At 66.4% G+C, this 16,578-nt stretch carries 16 protein-coding genes and 1 riboswitch; of the genes, 9 read left to right on the top strand and 7 right to left on the bottom strand.

Features of this window, described 5'->3' with window-relative positions:
* Window positions 1–77: 77 nt before the first annotated feature.
* Window positions 78–295, top strand: a riboswitch (cobalamin riboswitch).
* A 172-nt stretch (window positions 296–467) separates the two neighbouring features.
* Genes SIDU_RS12055 through cobJ form a run of 4 tightly spaced genes read left to right on the top strand, consistent with a single transcriptional unit; the run spans window position 468 to window position 3,623 of the window.
* On the top strand, window positions 468–1,532 hold the full coding sequence (locus SIDU_RS12055) for a cobalamin synthesis protein CobG (RefSeq protein WP_007686044.1): 1,065 nt from the start codon (window positions 468–470) through the stop codon (window positions 1,530–1,532).
* Window positions 1,532–2,161 (top strand): precorrin-8X methylmutase, encoded by a 630-nt coding sequence (locus SIDU_RS12050; protein WP_007686045.1) that lies wholly within the window; start codon window positions 1,532–1,534, stop codon window positions 2,159–2,161. Before SIDU_RS12055 ends, SIDU_RS12050 begins: the two co-directional genes overlap by 1 nt.
* A complete protein-coding gene (gene cobI, locus SIDU_RS12045) occupies window positions 2,158–2,877 on the top strand; it encodes a precorrin-2 C(20)-methyltransferase (RefSeq protein ID WP_007686047.1) in 720 nt (239 codons plus the stop codon). Before SIDU_RS12050 ends, cobI begins: the two co-directional genes overlap by 4 nt.
* On the top strand, window positions 2,874–3,623 hold the full coding sequence (gene cobJ, locus SIDU_RS12040) for a precorrin-3B C(17)-methyltransferase (RefSeq protein ID WP_007686049.1): 750 nt from the start codon (window positions 2,874–2,876) through the stop codon (window positions 3,621–3,623). The genes cobI and cobJ overlap by 4 nt, the downstream gene beginning before the upstream one ends.
* On the opposite strand, the gene SIDU_RS12035 is transcribed toward cobJ, so the two are convergent.
* Window positions 3,599–4,348 carry a cobalt-precorrin-6A reductase gene (locus tag SIDU_RS12035; protein ID WP_007686051.1) on the bottom strand — a complete coding sequence of 250 codons (750 nt, stop codon included), beginning with the start codon at window positions 4,346–4,348 and terminating at the stop codon, window positions 3,599–3,601. The two genes, cobJ and SIDU_RS12035, sit on opposite strands and share 25 nt — an antisense overlap.
* Between SIDU_RS12035 and SIDU_RS12030 the strand changes: the two genes are divergently transcribed.
* The 5 genes from SIDU_RS12030 to cobF are packed head-to-tail and all read left to right on the top strand — an operon-like array spanning window position 4,347 to window position 8,755.
* Window positions 4,347–5,555: a bifunctional cobalt-precorrin-7 (C(5))-methyltransferase/cobalt-precorrin-6B (C(15))-methyltransferase gene (locus SIDU_RS12030; protein WP_007686052.1), complete on the top strand. Its 1,209-nt coding sequence runs from the start codon at window positions 4,347–4,349 to the stop codon at window positions 5,553–5,555. The two genes, SIDU_RS12035 and SIDU_RS12030, sit on opposite strands and share 2 nt — an antisense overlap.
* On the top strand, window positions 5,552–5,917 hold the full coding sequence (locus SIDU_RS12025) for a cobalamin biosynthesis protein (RefSeq protein ID WP_007686054.1): 366 nt from the start codon (window positions 5,552–5,554) through the stop codon (window positions 5,915–5,917). The genes SIDU_RS12030 and SIDU_RS12025 overlap by 4 nt, the downstream gene beginning before the upstream one ends.
* Window positions 5,914–6,696 carry a precorrin-4 C(11)-methyltransferase gene (gene cobM / locus SIDU_RS12020; RefSeq protein WP_007686057.1) on the top strand — a complete coding sequence of 261 codons (783 nt, stop codon included), beginning with the start codon at window positions 5,914–5,916 and terminating at the stop codon, window positions 6,694–6,696. The genes SIDU_RS12025 and cobM overlap by 4 nt, the downstream gene beginning before the upstream one ends.
* The gene (locus SIDU_RS12015) at window positions 6,693–8,012 is read left to right on the top strand and encodes a cobyrinate a,c-diamide synthase (RefSeq protein WP_007686058.1); all 1,320 of its coding nucleotides are present in this window, start codon (window positions 6,693–6,695) and stop codon (window positions 8,010–8,012) included. The genes cobM and SIDU_RS12015 overlap by 4 nt, the downstream gene beginning before the upstream one ends.
* The gene (cobF, locus tag SIDU_RS12010) at window positions 8,009–8,755 is read left to right on the top strand and encodes a precorrin-6A synthase (deacetylating) (RefSeq protein WP_007686059.1); all 747 of its coding nucleotides are present in this window, start codon (window positions 8,009–8,011) and stop codon (window positions 8,753–8,755) included. Before SIDU_RS12015 ends, cobF begins: the two co-directional genes overlap by 4 nt.
* A 48-nt stretch (window positions 8,756–8,803) precedes the next feature.
* Here cobF and SIDU_RS12005 read toward each other — a convergent pair whose 3' ends face one another.
* From SIDU_RS12005 to SIDU_RS11975, 6 genes are all read right to left on the bottom strand, one after another.
* Window positions 8,804–9,007: a hypothetical protein gene (locus SIDU_RS12005; protein ID WP_013053898.1), complete on the bottom strand. Its 204-nt coding sequence runs from the start codon at window positions 9,005–9,007 to the stop codon at window positions 8,804–8,806.
* Between the two features lie 163 nt (window positions 9,008–9,170).
* Window positions 9,171–10,712 carry a SpoVR family protein gene (locus SIDU_RS12000; protein ID WP_007686061.1) on the bottom strand — a complete coding sequence of 514 codons (1,542 nt, stop codon included), beginning with the start codon at window positions 10,710–10,712 and terminating at the stop codon, window positions 9,171–9,173.
* A 13-nt stretch (window positions 10,713–10,725) separates the two neighbouring features.
* Entirely contained in the window at window positions 10,726–12,033 is a 1,308-nt protein-coding gene (locus SIDU_RS11995) for a YeaH/YhbH family protein (protein ID WP_007686062.1), read from the bottom strand.
* 19 nt (window positions 12,034–12,052) lie between these two features.
* Window positions 12,053–13,996, bottom strand: coding sequence for a PrkA family serine protein kinase (locus SIDU_RS11990; RefSeq protein WP_007686063.1), 1,944 nt, complete (start codon window positions 13,994–13,996; stop codon window positions 12,053–12,055).
* Window positions 13,997–14,458: 462 nt separating this feature from the next.
* The gene (locus tag SIDU_RS11980) at window positions 14,459–15,829 is read right to left on the bottom strand and encodes an ATP-binding protein (protein WP_007686065.1); all 1,371 of its coding nucleotides are present in this window, start codon (window positions 15,827–15,829) and stop codon (window positions 14,459–14,461) included.
* Between the two features lie 18 nt (window positions 15,830–15,847).
* Window positions 15,848–16,576 (bottom strand): response regulator, encoded by a 729-nt coding sequence (locus SIDU_RS11975; protein WP_007686066.1) that lies wholly within the window; start codon window positions 16,574–16,576, stop codon window positions 15,848–15,850.
* Window positions 16,577–16,578 lie beyond the last annotated feature (2 nt).

Raw genomic sequence — 16,578 nt, 5'->3', positions numbered from 1 at the left:
CCCGCATGCGGGGGATTGAAGGCCTCTTCCCTTTCCCTTCCTCTCCGCCTATGAGCAGCCTTGGAACGGGCCCTGCCCGCTCCATCGATCGCGTCGGTGCCCCGCAAGGGGCTTAAATGGGAACGCGGTGCGGGAGGATGCTCCCTAATCCGCGGCTGTCCCTGCAACTGTGAGCGGCGAGCAAGGCAAGGACGGCCTCCCGAGCGGGCGGCCAGCCACTGGAGCAATCCGGGAAGGCCCCTGCCGAAGCTGTGACCCGCAAGCCAGGAGACCTGCCGAACGCAAGGGTCGCTCTAGCCATGGTCCAGGGGATGGTCACGGCTCGGTTCTCCGCACGGGCGACGAATGCGGCTGGGGGAAGCATCCTCCGGTCGTCGTTGCGATGTGGGAGGTGAAGTCCGTTGCCAGACGCGCACAGCGCATCGTCCGCCGCCATTCGCGGCTGGTGTCCGACGGCATGGCGCCCGATGATGGCGGGCGACGGGTTGCTGGTGCGGGTCCGTCCCCCGCAGGGCCGCCTCGCCGTCCCGCAGGCCATCGCCCTTGCCGAAGCCGCCCGCCTTCACGGCAACGGCCTGATCGACCTCACCAACCGGGCCGCGCTTCAGCTTCGCGGCGTGACGGAGCAAAGCCACGGCCCGCTGCTCCGGCAGCTCGTCGCCCTTGGCCTCGCTGATGCCGATCCGGCCCGCGAAGTGCGTCGCAATTTCCTGCTCGCGCCGGATTCCTCGCCCGGCGACGACAGCGAAAGCATCGTGCTCCGCCTGATCGCCCATCTCGACGACCTGCCCCAGCTTCCCTCCAAGATCGGGATCGCCATCGACGCGGGGCCTGCCCCCTGCCTCGCGGGGGTTCCCGCTGACTTTCGCTTCGAACGAAGCCAGGCGGGCGCGCTGCTGTTGCGGGTGGAGGGACGCCCCATGGGCTCGCCCACCAGCGTCGAAACGGCGGCGAGCGACCTGATCGCGCTTGTCCGCTGGTTCCTTGCCACGGGCGGCGCGGCATCGGGCCGCGCAGCCAGGCATGGCGCGCCGCTGCCGATGGCCGCTGAAATGGCGCCTGCGCCATCCCGCGCGCTTTCCCAGGTGTTAGCCAGCGCATCCGGGCCGTTCCACGCCGTCCCCTTCGGCCAGATTGACGCCGACGGCCTCATCGCGCTGACGCGGAAACGGAACGTCGCCGCCCTGCGCCTGACGCCATGGCGCGGCCTGATCCTGGAAGGCGGCGCGCAACGCGCCGGTCACGCCCCCCCGGACGGCCTGCTGCGCGTCGATGCCTGCCCCGGCGCGCCCGCATGCCCGCAGGCAAGCGTCGAGACCCGCGGCCTCGCTTCCCGGCTCGCGCCCCTTGTCGAAGGGTCGCTGCATGTTTCGGGCTGCGCCAAGGGCTGCGCCCGCCAGGGAACCGCCAAGCTGGTCCTTACCGGCCGGCAGGGCCGCTTCGACCTGTCGCGCAACGCCCGCGCCGGATCGCCGCCGGAAAAGACCGGCCTCACCGCCCGACAAGTCCTCGCCCTTTTCGGAAGGCCCTGATGCCCCATAGCTACGAAACCGACGGAGCCGCCATCTACCGGCAGTCCTTCCGCACCATCCGCGCCGAAGCCGATCTCGCCCGCTTCTCGACCGAGGAGGAACGAATCGCCGTCCGCATGATCCATGCGGCGGGACTGGTCGACCTCGCTTCCCATATCCGCTTTTCCCCCTCCTTCGCCCTCGCCGCCATCGCCGCGCTTCGGGCGGGCGCGCCGATCCTCTGCGACGCGCGCATGGTGTCGGAGGGCATAACCCTGAAGCGCCTGCCCGCCGCCAATCCGATCTTCTGCACGCTGAACGATCCGCAGGTGCCCGCGCTGGCGGCGCGCATGTCCAACACCCGGTCCGCCGCCGCACTCGAACTCTGGCGGCCACATCTGGGGGGCGCGCTGGTGGCGATCGGCAATGCGCCGACGGCCCTCTTCCACCTGCTCGACATGCTGGAAGATCCGGCCTGTCCCCGTCCCGCCGCGATCATCGGCTGTCCCGTCGGCTTCATCGGCGCGGCGGAATCGAAGCAGGCGCTCTGGCAGAGCCAGCCCGTCCCCTGCTGCATCGTCGAGGGCCGCCTGGGCGGCAGCGCCATCACGGTCGCGGCGGTCAATGCGATAGCGAGTCCAGCGGAATGATGGGCGGGACCATCCATGGCGTGGGCCTGGGACCGGGCGCGCGGGATCTGATGAGCGTCCGGGCCGACCGGCTGATCCGCGACGCCCGGCACATCGCCTATTTCCGCAAGAAGGGGAGGCCGGGTCATGCCCGCGGCATCGTGGAGGGCATGTTGCATCCCGATGCCGTCGAATTCGCGATGGAATATCCGGTGACGACGGAAATCCCGCTGTCCGATCCGCGCTACAACGATCTGCTTTCAGCCTTCTACGCCGATTGCGCCGCGTATCTGGACGGGCTTTCCGCAGGAGGAGAGGATGTGGTGGTCCTCTGCGAAGGCGATCCCTTCTTCTACGGCAGCTTCATGCACCTGCACAGCCGCCTCGCCGGGCCGGTGAAGATCGTCCCCGGCATCACCGGCATGTCCGGCGCCTGGACCGCCAGCGGCGCGCCGATCGGTTGGGGCGACGATGTGCTGACGGTGCTGATGGCGACCCTTCCGGAAGAGGAACTGGTCCGCCGCATCCATGAAAGCCATGCCCTGGTCGTCATGAAGATCGGCCGCAACCTTCCCAAGCTGCGCCGCGCCGTCGAAGCGGCAGGCAAGCAGGACAGCGCCTGGCTGGTCGAATATGCGACCATGGCGGATCAGCGCATCGTCCCGCTGGCGCAGGCGACCGGCGCCGCCCCCTATTTCTCTATCCTGCTGGTCCACGGGCAGGGCCGCCGCCCATGACCGGCTGGGTCGCGGCAGCCGGTCTGGGCCCAGGGGCGGATGCGCTCATCACGCCGGAGGTGTCGGATGCGCTGGCGCAGGCGACCGACGTCATCGGATATATCCCCTATGTCGCGCGGGTGGCGCAAAGGCCCGGCCTCACGCTCCACGCGTCGGACAATCGCGTCGAACTGGACCGCGCCGTCCATGCCCTGACCCTCGCCGCCCAGGGCAAGCGGGTGGCGATCGTTTCCTCCGGCGATCCGGGCGTCTTCGCCATGGCCTCCGCCCTGTTCGAGGCACTGGAGGCAGGGCCGGAGGGTTGGCGCGACCTCGACATCCGCGTCCTGCCCGGCATCACCGCCATGCTCGCCGCCGCAGCGCGGGCGGGCGCGCCGCTCGGCCATGATTTCTGCGCCATCAACCTGTCCGACAATCTGAAGCCCTGGCCGCTGATCGAGCGCCGCCTGCGCCTCGCGGCGCAGGCCGATTTCGCCATGGCCTTCTACAATCCCCGTTCCCGTTCCCGGCCGGAGGGTTTCGGGCGGGCGCTGGCGATCCTGCGCGAGGAATGCGGCGAGGACCGGCTCATCCTCTTCGCCCGCGCCGTCTCCACGCCGGAGGAAATGTTGCGCGTCGTGCCGTTGAGCCGGGCCACGCCGGACATGGCCGACATGCGCACCATGGTGATCGTCGGTTCCAGCCGCACCCGGCTGATCGATCGCTCCGGCCCGCCGATCCTCTATACGCCCCGTTCCGCCGCATGACCCAGCCATTGCAGCACCCCGGCGACCTCATGCGTCACCAGCGCGGCCGGGCAGGCCGGACGCCCGATCATCACGACCGGCAGTCCGAGCGTCCGCGCTGCGGCCAGCTTGGCCTGCGCACCGCTGCCCCCCGCATTTTTCGACACGACGCAGTCGATGCCATGGGCGCGCATCAACTGCATGTCGCCCTCCACCGTGAAGGGACCGCGGTCGATCACCAAGGCATGGTCGGGCAACCCCGGCGCAGCAGCGGGCATGTCGACGAAGCGCAGCAGATAATGATGCTGGGGCTGCGCGGCGAAGGCGTCCACATGCATGCGCCCCAGGGCCAGCATCACGTTCCGCCTCGCTCCCGCCAGCGCCGCCACCGCCCCTGCCAGGTCAGGCACATGGGTCCAGCGGTCCCCCTCCGCAGCGATCCATGGCGGGCGGGTCAGCATGATATGCTTCACCCCCGCTTCCCGCGCCGCGGCAACGGCATGCTCGCTCATCGTCGCGGCGAAGGGATGAGTGGCGTCCACCAGATGGGTGACGCCTTCCTCCCGCAAATAGCGCGCAAGGCCGGCCATGCCGCCGAAGCCGCCGACGCGCACCGGCACCGGCTGCGCCCGTGGTTTGTCCGTCCGCCCGGCATAGCTCAGGACGGCGCGCATGCCCCGCTCGGCCAGAGCAGCCGCCAGCGCGGTCGCTTCCGTGGTTCCGCCCAGAATGAGGATATTGGACATGGCCGATACTCCTGACGCTCCGTGGCTGACGATCGTCGGCATCGGGGAAGACGGCCTGAATGGCCTGTCGCCCGCTGCCCGCGACGCGCTGGAGAGGGCCGCGCTCGTCGCCGGATCGCCGCGCCATCTCGCGCTCCTGCCGGGCCTTAGGGCGGAAAGCCTGGCCTGGCCAGTCCCGTTCTCGGCCGGCGTCCCGATGCTGCTCGCCCGCCGTGGAGACCCAACCGTCCTGCTTGCATCCGGCGATCCCTTCTGGTTCGGCGCGGGGAGCAGCATCACGCGGCATTTGCGGCCGGATGAATGGACGGCGCATCCTGCCCCCTCCACATTCTCCCTTGCCGCGGCGCGGTTGGGCTGGGCGCTCCAGGACGTGGAATGCCACGGCCTCCACGCCGCGCCGCTGACGCGGTTGCGCCCCGGCCTCGCGCCCGGTCGCCGCGCCATATTGCTGCTGCGCGATGGCCCGGCGGTGGGACAGCTTGCCGCCTGGCTGACGGAACAGGGTTTCGGCGGCTCTATCCTGCATGTGCTGGAAGCGCTGGGCGGACCCCGCGAACGCATCCGCCAGTGCACCGCCGAAGCGCCGGACCTTGCGGACATCGCCCATCCCGTCGCGGTCGGCCTGTCCGTGGCGGGCGAAGGCAGGACGCTCCCCTGCGCCAGCGGCATCCCCGACGACTGGTTCGACCATGACGGCCAGATCACCAAGCGCCCGGCCCGCGCCCTGACCCTGTCCGCCCTGGCCCCCTGCCCCGGCGAGACATTGTGGGACATAGGCGCAGGTTGCGGTTCCGTCGCCATAGAATGGCTGCTCGCCCATGGCTCCACCCAGGCCATCGCGTTCGAGGTCGATCCGGACCGCGCCGCCCGGACACGCGCCAATGCCCTTCATCTGGGCGTCGACCGCCTGACCGTCATGGAAGGCAGGGCGCCCGACATCCTGACCGGCCGGACTCGTCCGGAGGCCGTCTTCATCGGCGGAGGGCTGAGCCAGTCCCTGCTCGCGGCATTGTTCGCGCTGCCCGGCGGCCCCACGCGCCTGGTCGCCAATGCCGTCACGCTGGAATCCGAAGCGCTGCTTGCCCGGTGGCATGCCGACAAGGGCGGCGACCTGCTTCGCATCGAGCTTGCGCAGGCGATGCCCCTGGGCAGCCGTCGCGGCTGGCGTTCCGCCTATCCGCTGGTGCAGTGGAGCGTGACGCTATGATCGTCGCCGGTTTCGGCTTCCGCCACGGCGCGTCGCTCGCTTCGCTGGAATCGGCGCTGGAGCGGGCGACGGGCGGCATGATCGCCGTGGATGCGCTGGCAACCCTCGACGGCAAGACCCAGCAGCTTGCGCCATTGGCGCGCAAGCTCGCCCTTCCCCTCATCGCCGTCGGCGTGGAAAGGCTGGCGGACCAGCCCGTGGCCACCCGCTCTCCCGCCAGCATGGCCGCCTATGGCGCCGGCAGCGTCGCCGAAGCCACGGCGCTCGCCGCCCTGACGCAAAAGGGCCGCCTCCTTGCCCCCCGCGCCTTCTCTTCCGACCGCTTCGCAAGCTGCGCCCTGGCCGAAAGCTCTGCCCCGTGACCGTTCATTTCATCGGCGCCGGTCCCGGCGCGCCCGACCTCATCACCCTGCGCGGGCGCGACCTGATCGCGAGTTCTCCGGTCTGTCTCTATGCCGGATCGCTGGTGCCCGCCGCCTTGCTCGATCATTGTCCGCCGGGGGCACGGATCGTCAACACGGCGCCGCTCACCCTGGACGAGATCGTCGCCATCATCGTCGATGCCCATCAAGCGGGGCATGACGTTGCGCGCCTTCATTCCGGCGACCTGTCCGTCTGGTCGGCCATGGGCGAGCAGCTTCGGCGGCTGAAAGCGATCGGCATTCCTTTCAGCGTCACGCCCGGCGTCCCCTCCTTCGCCGCCGCCGCTGCCGCCATCGGCGCCGAACTGACGCTGCCCGAACTCGGCCAGTCGGTGATCCTCACCCGCACGCCCGGACGGGCCAGCGCCATGCCGCCGGGCGAAAGCCTCTCCGCCTTCGGCGCGACCGGCGCGACGCTCGCCATCCATCTTTCCATCCATAACCTGGCCCAGGTGGTGCGCGACCTGATCCCGCATCATGGCGCCGATTGCCCCGCGGCCGTAGTGTGGCGCGCAAGCTGGCCGGATCAGCGGATCGTGCGGGCGACGCTCGGCACCATCGGCGAAGCCGCTGCGGACGGACCCGAACGGACCGCCATCATTCTGGTCGGCCCGGTGCTGGGCAGTCAGGATTTCGCGGAAAGCAGTCTCTATGCGCCCGGCTATGACCGCCGTTTCCGACCGGCCAGCGCCGACTCCGCCTTCGTCGACAAGCCGTGACGCCGGGCCTTCTGATCGCGGCGCCCCGATCCGGATCGGGCAAGACGACCGTCACGCTCGGCCTGCTGCGGGCCTTTTCACGGCTGGGCATCAGGGTGCAGCCGTTCAAGTCCGGCCCCGACTATATCGACCCCGCTTTCCAGCAGGCGGCGAGCCGCCGCCCGTCCTTCAACCTCGATAGCTGGGCGATGTCCGCACCGCAGATGGGGGCCATTGCGGGCCGGGCCGACGCAGAGCTGATCGTCGCGGAAGGCGTGATGGGCCTGTTCGACGGCGCCCCGGCTATCGGGGAAGCCGGCACGGGGGCGAGCGCGGACATCGCGGCGCTGTTCGGCTGGCCTGTCCTCCTGGTCATGGACGTGTCGGGCCAGAGCCAGTCCGCCGCCGCCATCGCCAGCGGTTTCCGCGACCTGCGGTCCGATATTTCCATGGCCGGCGCGGTCCTCAACCATGTCGCCAGCCAGCGCCACGAAGGGCTGATCCGCGCCGCGATGGAGGAGGCGGGCATCCCCATCCTGGGCGCGATCCCCCGCTCCGCCGCGCTCCGCCTACCGGAGCGGCATCTGGGTCTGGTCCAGGCAGCCGAACAGGCCGATCTCGACCAGATTGTCGACTGCATGGCGGACATCGTCGCGACCCATGTGGACCTGAACGCCATCCGCCGCGCCGCGCGGTTCGCCACGCCGCAAAATCATGCGGCGATGCCGATCCTGGCGCCGCCGGGCCAGCGTATCGCCATCGCCCGGGACGAAGCCTTCTCCTTCACTTACGCGCATCTCCTGTCCGGTTGGCGCGATGCGGGCGCTGAAATCCTGCCCTTCTCCCCCTTGGCCGACGAAGCCCCGGCGGCCGATGCCGATGCGGTCTGGCTCCCCGGCGGCTATCCCGAACTCCATGCGGGCCGGATCGCGCAGGCGGCCCATTTCCTTTCCGGCCTGCGCCGCCACGCGCTGGACCGCCCGATCCATGGCGAATGCGGCGGCTATATGGTGCTGGGCGAGGCGCTGATCGATGCCGACGGACAAGCGCACGCCATGGCCGGCCTGCTCGGCCTCGTCACCAGCTTCGCGGAACGGCGGCTCCACCTTGGCTACCGCCGCGCCCGCTTGCTGGCGCCGATGGGCGGAATGCCCGCAGGAGCGATGCTGAACGGCCATGAATTCCATTATTCCGCCATCGTCGAGCAACCGGACAGTCCACTCGCCCATGTGACCGATGCGGAGGGTCAGGCGGTTCCCTCGACGGGATCGCATCGCGGCCGCGTCACCGGCAGTTTCTTCCACCTCATCGCGCCCTCTTCGAAAGCCTCCTCATGATCGGCATCGACCTTATCGGCATCGGCACGGGCAATCCCGATCACCTCACCCGCGCCGCGGCGAAGGCGATGAACGACGCCGACCTCATCCTGCTGCCGCGCAAGGGCGCCGCCAAGTCCGACCTTGTCGACCTGCGCCGCGCCATTTGCGCCGAACTGCTGACGCAGGCGGTGAAGATCGTGGAATTCGACATGCCCCGGCGGGCGGACCGGCCCGATTATGTCGGCGCCGTGCTCGACTGGCACGACGCCATCGCCGCGCTCTGGATGGAGCAGATCGCCCGGCATCTTCCGAACGGGGGCAGGCTTGCCCTGCTCGTCTGGGGCGATCCGTCGCTTTATGACAGCAGCCTGCGCATCGCCGGGCGCCTGCCGGGCGTGAAGGTCCGCGTCATTCCCGGCATCACCAGCATACAGGCGCTGACAGCCGCCCACGGCATCTGCCTCAATGACCTTGCCGAACCCGTGCTGATCACCACCGGCAGGCGCCTCGCCGAGCGGGGCTGGCCGGATTGCGCCGACACCCTCGCCGTCATGCTGGATGGCCATTGCGCCTTCCAGGCCGCGACGGCCGAGGGGATCGACATCTGGTGGGGCGCCTATCTGGGACTGCCGCAGGAGTCGATCATGCGCGGGGCATTGACCGAGGTCGGGGCGGACATCGTCCGGCGGCGGGCCGCGCTTCGGAAGGAGCATGGCTGGATCATGGATATTTACCTGCTGCGCAGGCAAAGACCCGGTTGAAATGTCGGAACTGGATTCCTGCCCACGCAGGAACGCGGCGTGCTTCCGTCAGGCGACGTTGGGCATCAGTTCTATGATGGGCCTGCTGGCCGTCTGCCTCATGCCGCTCGACGCCGTTTCGGCCCGGCGGCGGAACTCGGCGGCCATCGCCTGGTGCATCATGCGCGCCGAAGCATCCGCGGTCGTCGCCGCCAACTGGTCATGCATTCTGGCCCGGTCGAGACATTCTTCTGGCGTAAGAGCATTCGTCATGAATCGAACTCCTGCCTGTCGCAGGGCTCGTCCTCTCCACCGCCTTTCGAGCGACAGATCCGACTTCGCCCACGAAAAACCGCCGCACAACTTAGCCTTTCCCGTCATCGATTGAAAATGGAATCTTGCCGACGCCGTTTTCCCGTCCGCCAGGCGCAACGGTTCAGCGCAGCCAGGCCATATTGGGCTGCGCGCTGTGGCTTTTCAGTTCCTTGCGGCTTTCGGAGTCGACCTCCTTCAACAGCACCTCATAACCCCAGAGATTCGCCAGATTTTGCAACACCATGGTGGCATCGCCCGCATCCAGTTGCACGCCGTCCAGCACCGCATGTTCGACGATCAGCTTGCGGTCCCCGGCCAGGTCGACATCGACCACCTGAATGTCCGGCTCCTGCCGACCGATTTCATATTCCCGCGCCAAAGAGCGGCGAATCCGCCGGTAGCCGCGCTCATCATGGATGGCATCGACCCGCAATTCCGACTCGCCCTGCTTGTCGAGTATCTTGAACAGCCGCCATTGCCGGATCAGATGGGGGCTGAGGAATTGCGAGACGAAGCTTTCGTCCCGGTAATTGGCCCAGATGTCCTTCAGCACCTCCATCGCGTCGCCCGATCCGGCGATTTCGGGGAACCATTCCCGGTCCTCCTCCGTCGGTTCGCGACAGATGCGCTCTATGTCGGACATGATGCCGAATCCTAGGGCATAGGGGTTGAATCCGCCAAATTGTCCTGAATCATAAGTGGGTTGGTAGACGACATTGGTATGGGATGACAGGAATTCCATGAAGGAGCCGTCGGTGATCCAGCCCCGTTCGTGCAGCGTCGTCATGATGCGATAATGGGTGTAGGTGGCGCAGCCCTCATTCATCGCCTTGGTCTGGCGCTGCGGGTAGAAATATTGCGCGATTAGCCGCACGATCCGCAAAATCTCCCGCTGCCAGCTTTCCAGCCGGGGACCGGACTTTTCCAGGAAATAGAGGATATTTTCCTGCGGCAGTCCCAGCGCGGCCCGCCGGGCGTCGCTGGGGATCGCGTCCGCCTTCGCGCCGGTTGGCACGGTGCGCCACAGATCGTCATAGATGCGGTCGCGATAGGCCTGCCGTTCCGCCTCCCGCGCCGCCTCCGCCTTCAAGTCCCTTGGGCGGACGCGCGGATAGCGGTGGACGCCCTGGTTCATCAGCGCATGGGCGGCGTCCAGCACCCGTTCGACCGGCAACTGGCCGTAGCGTTCCTCGCATTGGGCGATGTAGCGCTTGGCGAATTCCAGATAGTCGAGAATGCCCTCCGCGTCGGTCCATTGCTTGAAGACATAATTATTCTTGAAGAAATGATTATGTCCGAAGGCGGCATGGGCGATGACCAGGGTCTGCATCGTCGCGCTGTTTTCCTGCATCAGATAGTTGATGCAGGGATCGGAGTTGATCACCAGCTCATAGGCGAGGCCGCGCAGCCCCTTGCGGTACATCATTTCATTGGTCACGAACTGCTTGCCGAAGGACCAATGTTTGTAGAAGAGCGGCATGCCGATGGACGAATAGGCGTCCAGCATCTGTTCCGCGCTGATGATCTCTATCTGGTTGGGATAGATGTCCAGCTTCATTTCCTGGAGCGCTATCGGTTCGATCGTGTCGTGGATGCGGTTGATGAGGGAAAAATCCCAATCGCTGCCCGTGAACAGCGGGGCGGGCGCCAGCGCGACCGTCATGCCGACCTCCCCATCATGAACTCCGCTCCGCCACGCCCTTGCGCTGGAACAATTCGCGGAAGACGGGGTAGATTTCGCGGCGGTGATGCACCTTGCGCATCACGAAATTGCGGTTGGCGTCTGAAACCGGGGCATAGGCCTGCCACAGGCCGGTGGTCGTGCCGATCGATTCTATGTCGGCGAATTCCTCCCGCCCGACCTCCAGATAGGCGAAATATTGGCTGAAGGGCAGGATTTCCTGCTGCATCAGGCTGACCACCCGGCCATTGTCGGATTGCATCGTGTCGCCGTCCGACGCCTGCGCCACATAGATGTTCCAGTCGTCGGGCCGGAAGCGTTCCTGCACCACCTCTATCAGCTTGTCGAGCGCGCTGGACACCAGCGTGCCGCCTGTGACCGTGCTGTAGAAGAAGGTCTGTTCGTCCACCTCGGCCGCCCGGTCGGTATGGTGGATGAACACCACCTCCACATGTTCGTAGCAGCGCGACAGGAACAGGTGCAGCAGCGCGAAGAAGCGCTTGGCCAAGTCCTTCATATGTTCCGTCATGGAGCCGGAGACGTCCATCAGGCAGAACATGACGGCTTGCGCGACGGGCTTGGGCACCGTTTCGAAGCGGCGGTAGCGCAGGTCGACGGGGTCGATATAGGCGATGAGGTTGCGGCGGCGGATGACGGTGGAGCGTTCCTCCCGCAGCGCCTCCAGCCGCGTGGCGTCGTCGGGCAGAGGCGGAGTGCGCGCCTCGATCAGGGCGATTTCCTCCTCGATCCGGGCGAGGTCGGCGCCTTTTGGGCGGCGCAGCGCCAGGCGGCGCGACATCGCCTTCTGCATGGTGCGGGGCACGGAGAGGTTGGAGGGGTTGCCGGCGGTCGAATAGCCTGCCCGCCGGATGCCGTCGACCGCGCCGCCGATCAGCCGCCGCTTTGCGAGGTCCGGCAGTTCCAGATCGTCCAGGAACAGGTCGAGAAATTCCTCCCGGCTGAGCGCGAACTGGAAATCGTCATTCCCCTCGCCCTGCCCGGCCTTCGACCCCGCGCCCGCGCCGCCGTCGGGGCGCTTGATCTTGTCGCCCTCCATATAGTCGTGGTTGCCGGGGAAGACCCGTTCGCGGCTGCCGCCCTGCGCGGCGCGGTGCAGCGTCGGTTCGTGGATGACGTCGCGCTGGATGGAAATCTGGCCTTCCTTGTCCAGATCCTTGATGCTGCGGTCCTTCAGGCTGTCGCGCACCGCCTGCTGCACATAGGCCCTTGCCCTTCGCAGGAAGCGCTGTCTGTTGACCAGGCTCTTGCCGCCTGGGTTCAACCGTCTGTCGACTATGTGCATGGCGGGCTTGGCGCCTCCATCAACCGGCCTGTTTCACGCGGATATACCATTCGACCAGGCGCCGGACCTGCCGCTCCGTATAGCCCCTTTCGATCATGCGCGCGACGAATTCATCATGCTTGGTCGCGGTTTCGCCGTCCTTCTTCGACCCGAAGCTGATGACCGGCAGCAGATCCTCGACCTGGCTGAACATCCGCTTTTCGATGACTTCGCGGATTTTCTCGTAACTGGTCCAGGACGGGTTGCGGCCATCGTTGCTCGCCCGCATGCGGAGGGCGAATTTCACGACCTCGTTGCGGAAATCCTTGGGGTTGGCGATGCCGGCTGGCTTTTCGGTCTTGGACAGTTCCTGGTTGATGACCTCCCGGTCCAGAAGCTGGCCGGTGTCAGGATCCTTGAAATCCAGATCCTCGATCCACGCATCGGCATAGGCGACATAGCGGTCGAACAGGTTCTGGCCGTAATCATGATAGGATTCCAGATAGGCCTTCTGGATTTCATTGCCGATGAATTCGGCATAGCGCGGGGCCAGTTCGCCCTTGATGAACTCCAGGTAGCGGGCTTCGACTTCGGCCGGGAATTGTTCCTGCCGGACCATGCCCTCCAGCACGTACATGAGGTGGACCGGGTCGGCCGCGATCTCATTGGTGTCGTGGTTGAAGGTGGCCGACAGCGCCTTGAAGGCGAAGCGGGTGGAGATGCCCGACATGCCCTCGTCCACGCCGGCGGCGTCGCGATATTCCTGGAGGCTTTTCGCGCGCGGGTCGATTTCCCGCAGCATCTCGCCGTCATAGACTCGCATCTTGGAGTAGAGATTGCTGTTCTCATGCTCGCGCAGGCGGGTCAGGACCGAAAAGCGGGCCAGCATGTCCAATGTTCCCGGCGCGCAGGGGGCTTTGTTGAGGTCGGATTCCCGCAGCAGCTTTTCGTAGACATGGCGTTCTTCGGTGGCTTGCAGGCTGTAGGGGACTTTTATGACGTAGATGCGGTCGATGAAGGCTTCGTTATTCTTGTTGTTCTTGAAATTGGCCCATTCCGATTCATTGCTGTGGGCCATGATGATGCCGGTATAGGGGATGGCGCCGATATTCTCCGTGCCGATATAATTGCCCTCCTGCGTCGCGGTGAGCAGCGGATGGAGCATCTTGATCGGCGCCTTGAACATCTCGACGAATTCCAGCATGCCCTGGTTCGCCCGGTTGAGGCCGCCGGAATAGCTGTAGGCGTCGGGATCGTTCTGGGAGAGCATTTCCAGCTTGCGGATGTCGACCTTGCCGACCAGCGAGCTGATGTCCTGGTTGTTCTCATCGCCCGGTTCGGTCTTGGCGATGGCGACCTGCCGCATGCGGGAGGGCATCATGCGCACGACCCTGAACTGGGAGATGTCGCCGCCATATTCGTCCAGGCGCTTGCGGCACCAGGGGCTGATCATGCCGGTCAGCCGACGGCGGGGGATGGCGTAATTTTCCTCTATGAAGTCGCCATGCGTCTCCGCGTCGAACAGGGCGAGCGGGCTTTCGAAGATCGGGCTGATTTCATCCCCCGCCTTCAGCACATAGATGGGGTGCACCTCCATCAACGCCTTCAGCCGTTCGGCCAGCGACGACTTGCCGCCGCCCACCGGGCCAAGCAGGTAGAGGATCTGCTTGCGCTCCTCCAGTCCCTGGCTGGCGTGGCGCAGGAAGCTGACGATATGCTCTATCGTCCCTTCCATGCCGTAGAAGTTGGTGAAGCTCTTGTAGCGCCGGATCGTCCGGTTCATGAAGATGCGGCCCAGCCGCTGATCGCGGGACGTGTCGATGATCTCAGGCTCGCCGATGGCGGCCAGCAGCCGTTCCGGCGCCGATGCGTGCATCAATGGATCGTTGCGACATCCCAGCAGATAATCTTCGATGGACATTTCGGCCTGGCGCCGATCATCGAACTTCCGCGTGAAGCTGGAAAACAGCTCATTCTTTGTCACTGGCGACTCCCGCTAAAGTAGCCGTGGAATATATATAGACCCATATGGTCCGTAAAAACAGTGTAATAGAAGGATGGCAGGTTAAAAAATTTAAATCTGCGCGGAATTTTATCCGAAAACTTCTTTGCAAAAGAACGCACGATGCTTGTCCGGCTACGCAAGAGCATTTCCGGCATTTGCACGACCGTCATATTGCGGCCGGCAACATCTTTGCCGCGCCGCCGCCATGCAGCGTCTTCAAATCGGCGCGACGATCCCCCGCCGCGATCTGATGCATAGTGTCACCTGAGGCCTTGAGAGGGAAGAGGGTAAAGGAGATAATCTCGCCAGGGCCGCGTTGGTTCCATCCGCAGGCATCGGCTTCGGGCGAGAGGGACCACCGCAAACCCTCCTTTCATGCCGAGATTTCTCAGCATGAAAGATTGGAATGCGCCCTCGCCGCAAGGTAAAAAGCCGAAGCCGTTACGCCCGCATGTCGATCGTCGCGACCAGCCCCCCGTCCGGCGCGTTGGCCAGCCGCACCGACGCCTGGAAGCTCAGCGCCAGGGATCGGGCGATGGTGAGGCCAATGCCCGTGCCCGGCCGCCCGCCCGGCTGCCCCGCCACGCCGCGGGTGAAGGGTTCGAACATCTGGTCCAGTTGATCGGGCGCGATGCCCGGCCCATGGTCCCGCACCTCGATCAGCACGCGCCCGCCCTGCCGCATGCAACTGACATCGGCGCTGCCGCCATATTTCACCGCATTGTTCACCAGGTTGCTGATGCAGCGGGTCAGCGCATTGGGCTTGACGCGGACCGTGCCGCCGCAGCCCGACAGGAAACGAACGGGCGATCCCAGGTCCTGCGCGTCCTCCGCCATGCTGGTGAGCAGGGAATCGATGTCGATCATCGACCAGTCCTCCTGCGCCTCGGTGCTCGCCGCTAGGTCCAGCCCCTCGCGCACCAGGGTCATCATCGCCTGGTGATCCTGCAACAGCCGCGCCCGCAACTCCTCATTCTCCACCAGTTCCAGCCGCAGCCGCAGGCGGGTGAGCGGGGTCTGAAGGTCATGGCTGATCGCGGCGAGCAACTGCGTCCGCTCGGCAAAACCGGCGCGCACCCGGCGCTGCATCAGGTTGAAGGTCGACAGTGCGGCCCGCACCTCCTCCGGCCCGCGTTCGGGGATTTCCTCCGGATCGACCGACACCGAAAAGGCTTCGGCCGCCCGCTCCAACCGTCGCAGCGGCTTGGCGACGAAGCGCGCGACGACGATCGCCAGCCCCGCCGAAGACAACAGGATCAGCAGCAGGTAGATCGGCCTGGCAAGATTGCTGGGCGGCTTGGCGACCCGCGGCAGGTATAGGGCGAGCGAGCGCCGCTGGCCCGTGCTGTCGGTGAAGCGGACGACCCAGCAATCGGGCCGTGGCGCGTCGATCAGGCCGGCCGCCCGATTATTGGGGTCGACCTTGCTCGCGGGGAAGCACAGCCCGACCGGCACCTGCCCTGCTTCGGGATTCGAATATGGCCCGAAACGCACCTCCAGCGCGTCCGCCAGGGTGGGGTCCGGGTCCGCCAGCGCCACGCCTTCCGGCGCGGTCCTCGCGCCCATGATCTGCTGGTCCTTCAGCATCGCCTCTATCCGCACCGGATCGTGGCTCAGCCGCTGGGCGATGTCGACCGCGCTCGCCACCACGCGCTGGAGGCGCCAGCGTTCGAAATCGAGGTGCCGGGCCTGCTCCGCCACCAGCAGAGCCAGCACGGCGGCCACGGTCATGCCGACGGTCAGCAGCAGGAATATCCGTCCCACCAGCGACCGGAAGAAATTGCGCGCCCGCGCCACGATCGGGATCATCATGCGCCGATCATCCGCCCGTCATTCATAGGTCACCGTGCTCGCCAGCACATAGCCTTCGCCGCGCACCGTCAGGATCAGGCCGTCGCCGCCGGGGCTGTCGGCCAGTTTCTGCCGCAGCCGGCTGACCTGGAGGTCGATGGATCGGTCGAACGCCGCCGTCGCCCGGCGTTCAGGCACCAGCGCCTCTCGAGAGAGCACCACATTGGGTTCCTCTATGAAGCGGGACAGCAGGCGGAATTCGGCGGAGGACAGCATGATCAGCCGGTCGTCGCTGGCGATCAGCCGTCGCTGGAAGAGGTCCAGCCGCCAGGAGCCGAAGCGGGCGATCCGCGCCGCCTTCTGCCGCGCCGGATCCTCGCTGCGCGACCGCCGCAGCAGGTTGCGGACCCGAACCAGCAGCTCGCGCGGCTCGAACGGCTTGGTCAGATAATCGTCCGCGCCCAGTTCCAGCCCCAGCACCCGGTCGATGGCGCTGCCCCGCGCCGTCACCATGATGATCTGGACGCCGCTGCCCTGCGCCCGCAATTCCCGGCACAGCGACAGCCCGTCGCCATCGGGCAGGTTGAGGTCCAGCACGATGAGGTCGGCCGGCCGCGCCGCCATGATTCCGTGCAGTTCGCTCAGGCTGCCGGCCGCCAGCACCTCATAATGTTCCTGGGCAAGCTGGCCGACGATCAGCCCCCTTATGTCCTCGTCATCGTCGACGACGATCACGCGGAACGGGCGGGATGGCGGCATATCGGGCATCG

Source organism: Sphingobium indicum B90A (assembly GCF_000264945.2).
Lineage (GTDB): Bacteria > Pseudomonadota > Alphaproteobacteria > Sphingomonadales > Sphingomonadaceae > Sphingobium > Sphingobium indicum.
The sequence above is the reverse complement of the archived record's forward strand: the minus strand, read 5'-3'. Positions and strand labels throughout refer to the sequence as shown.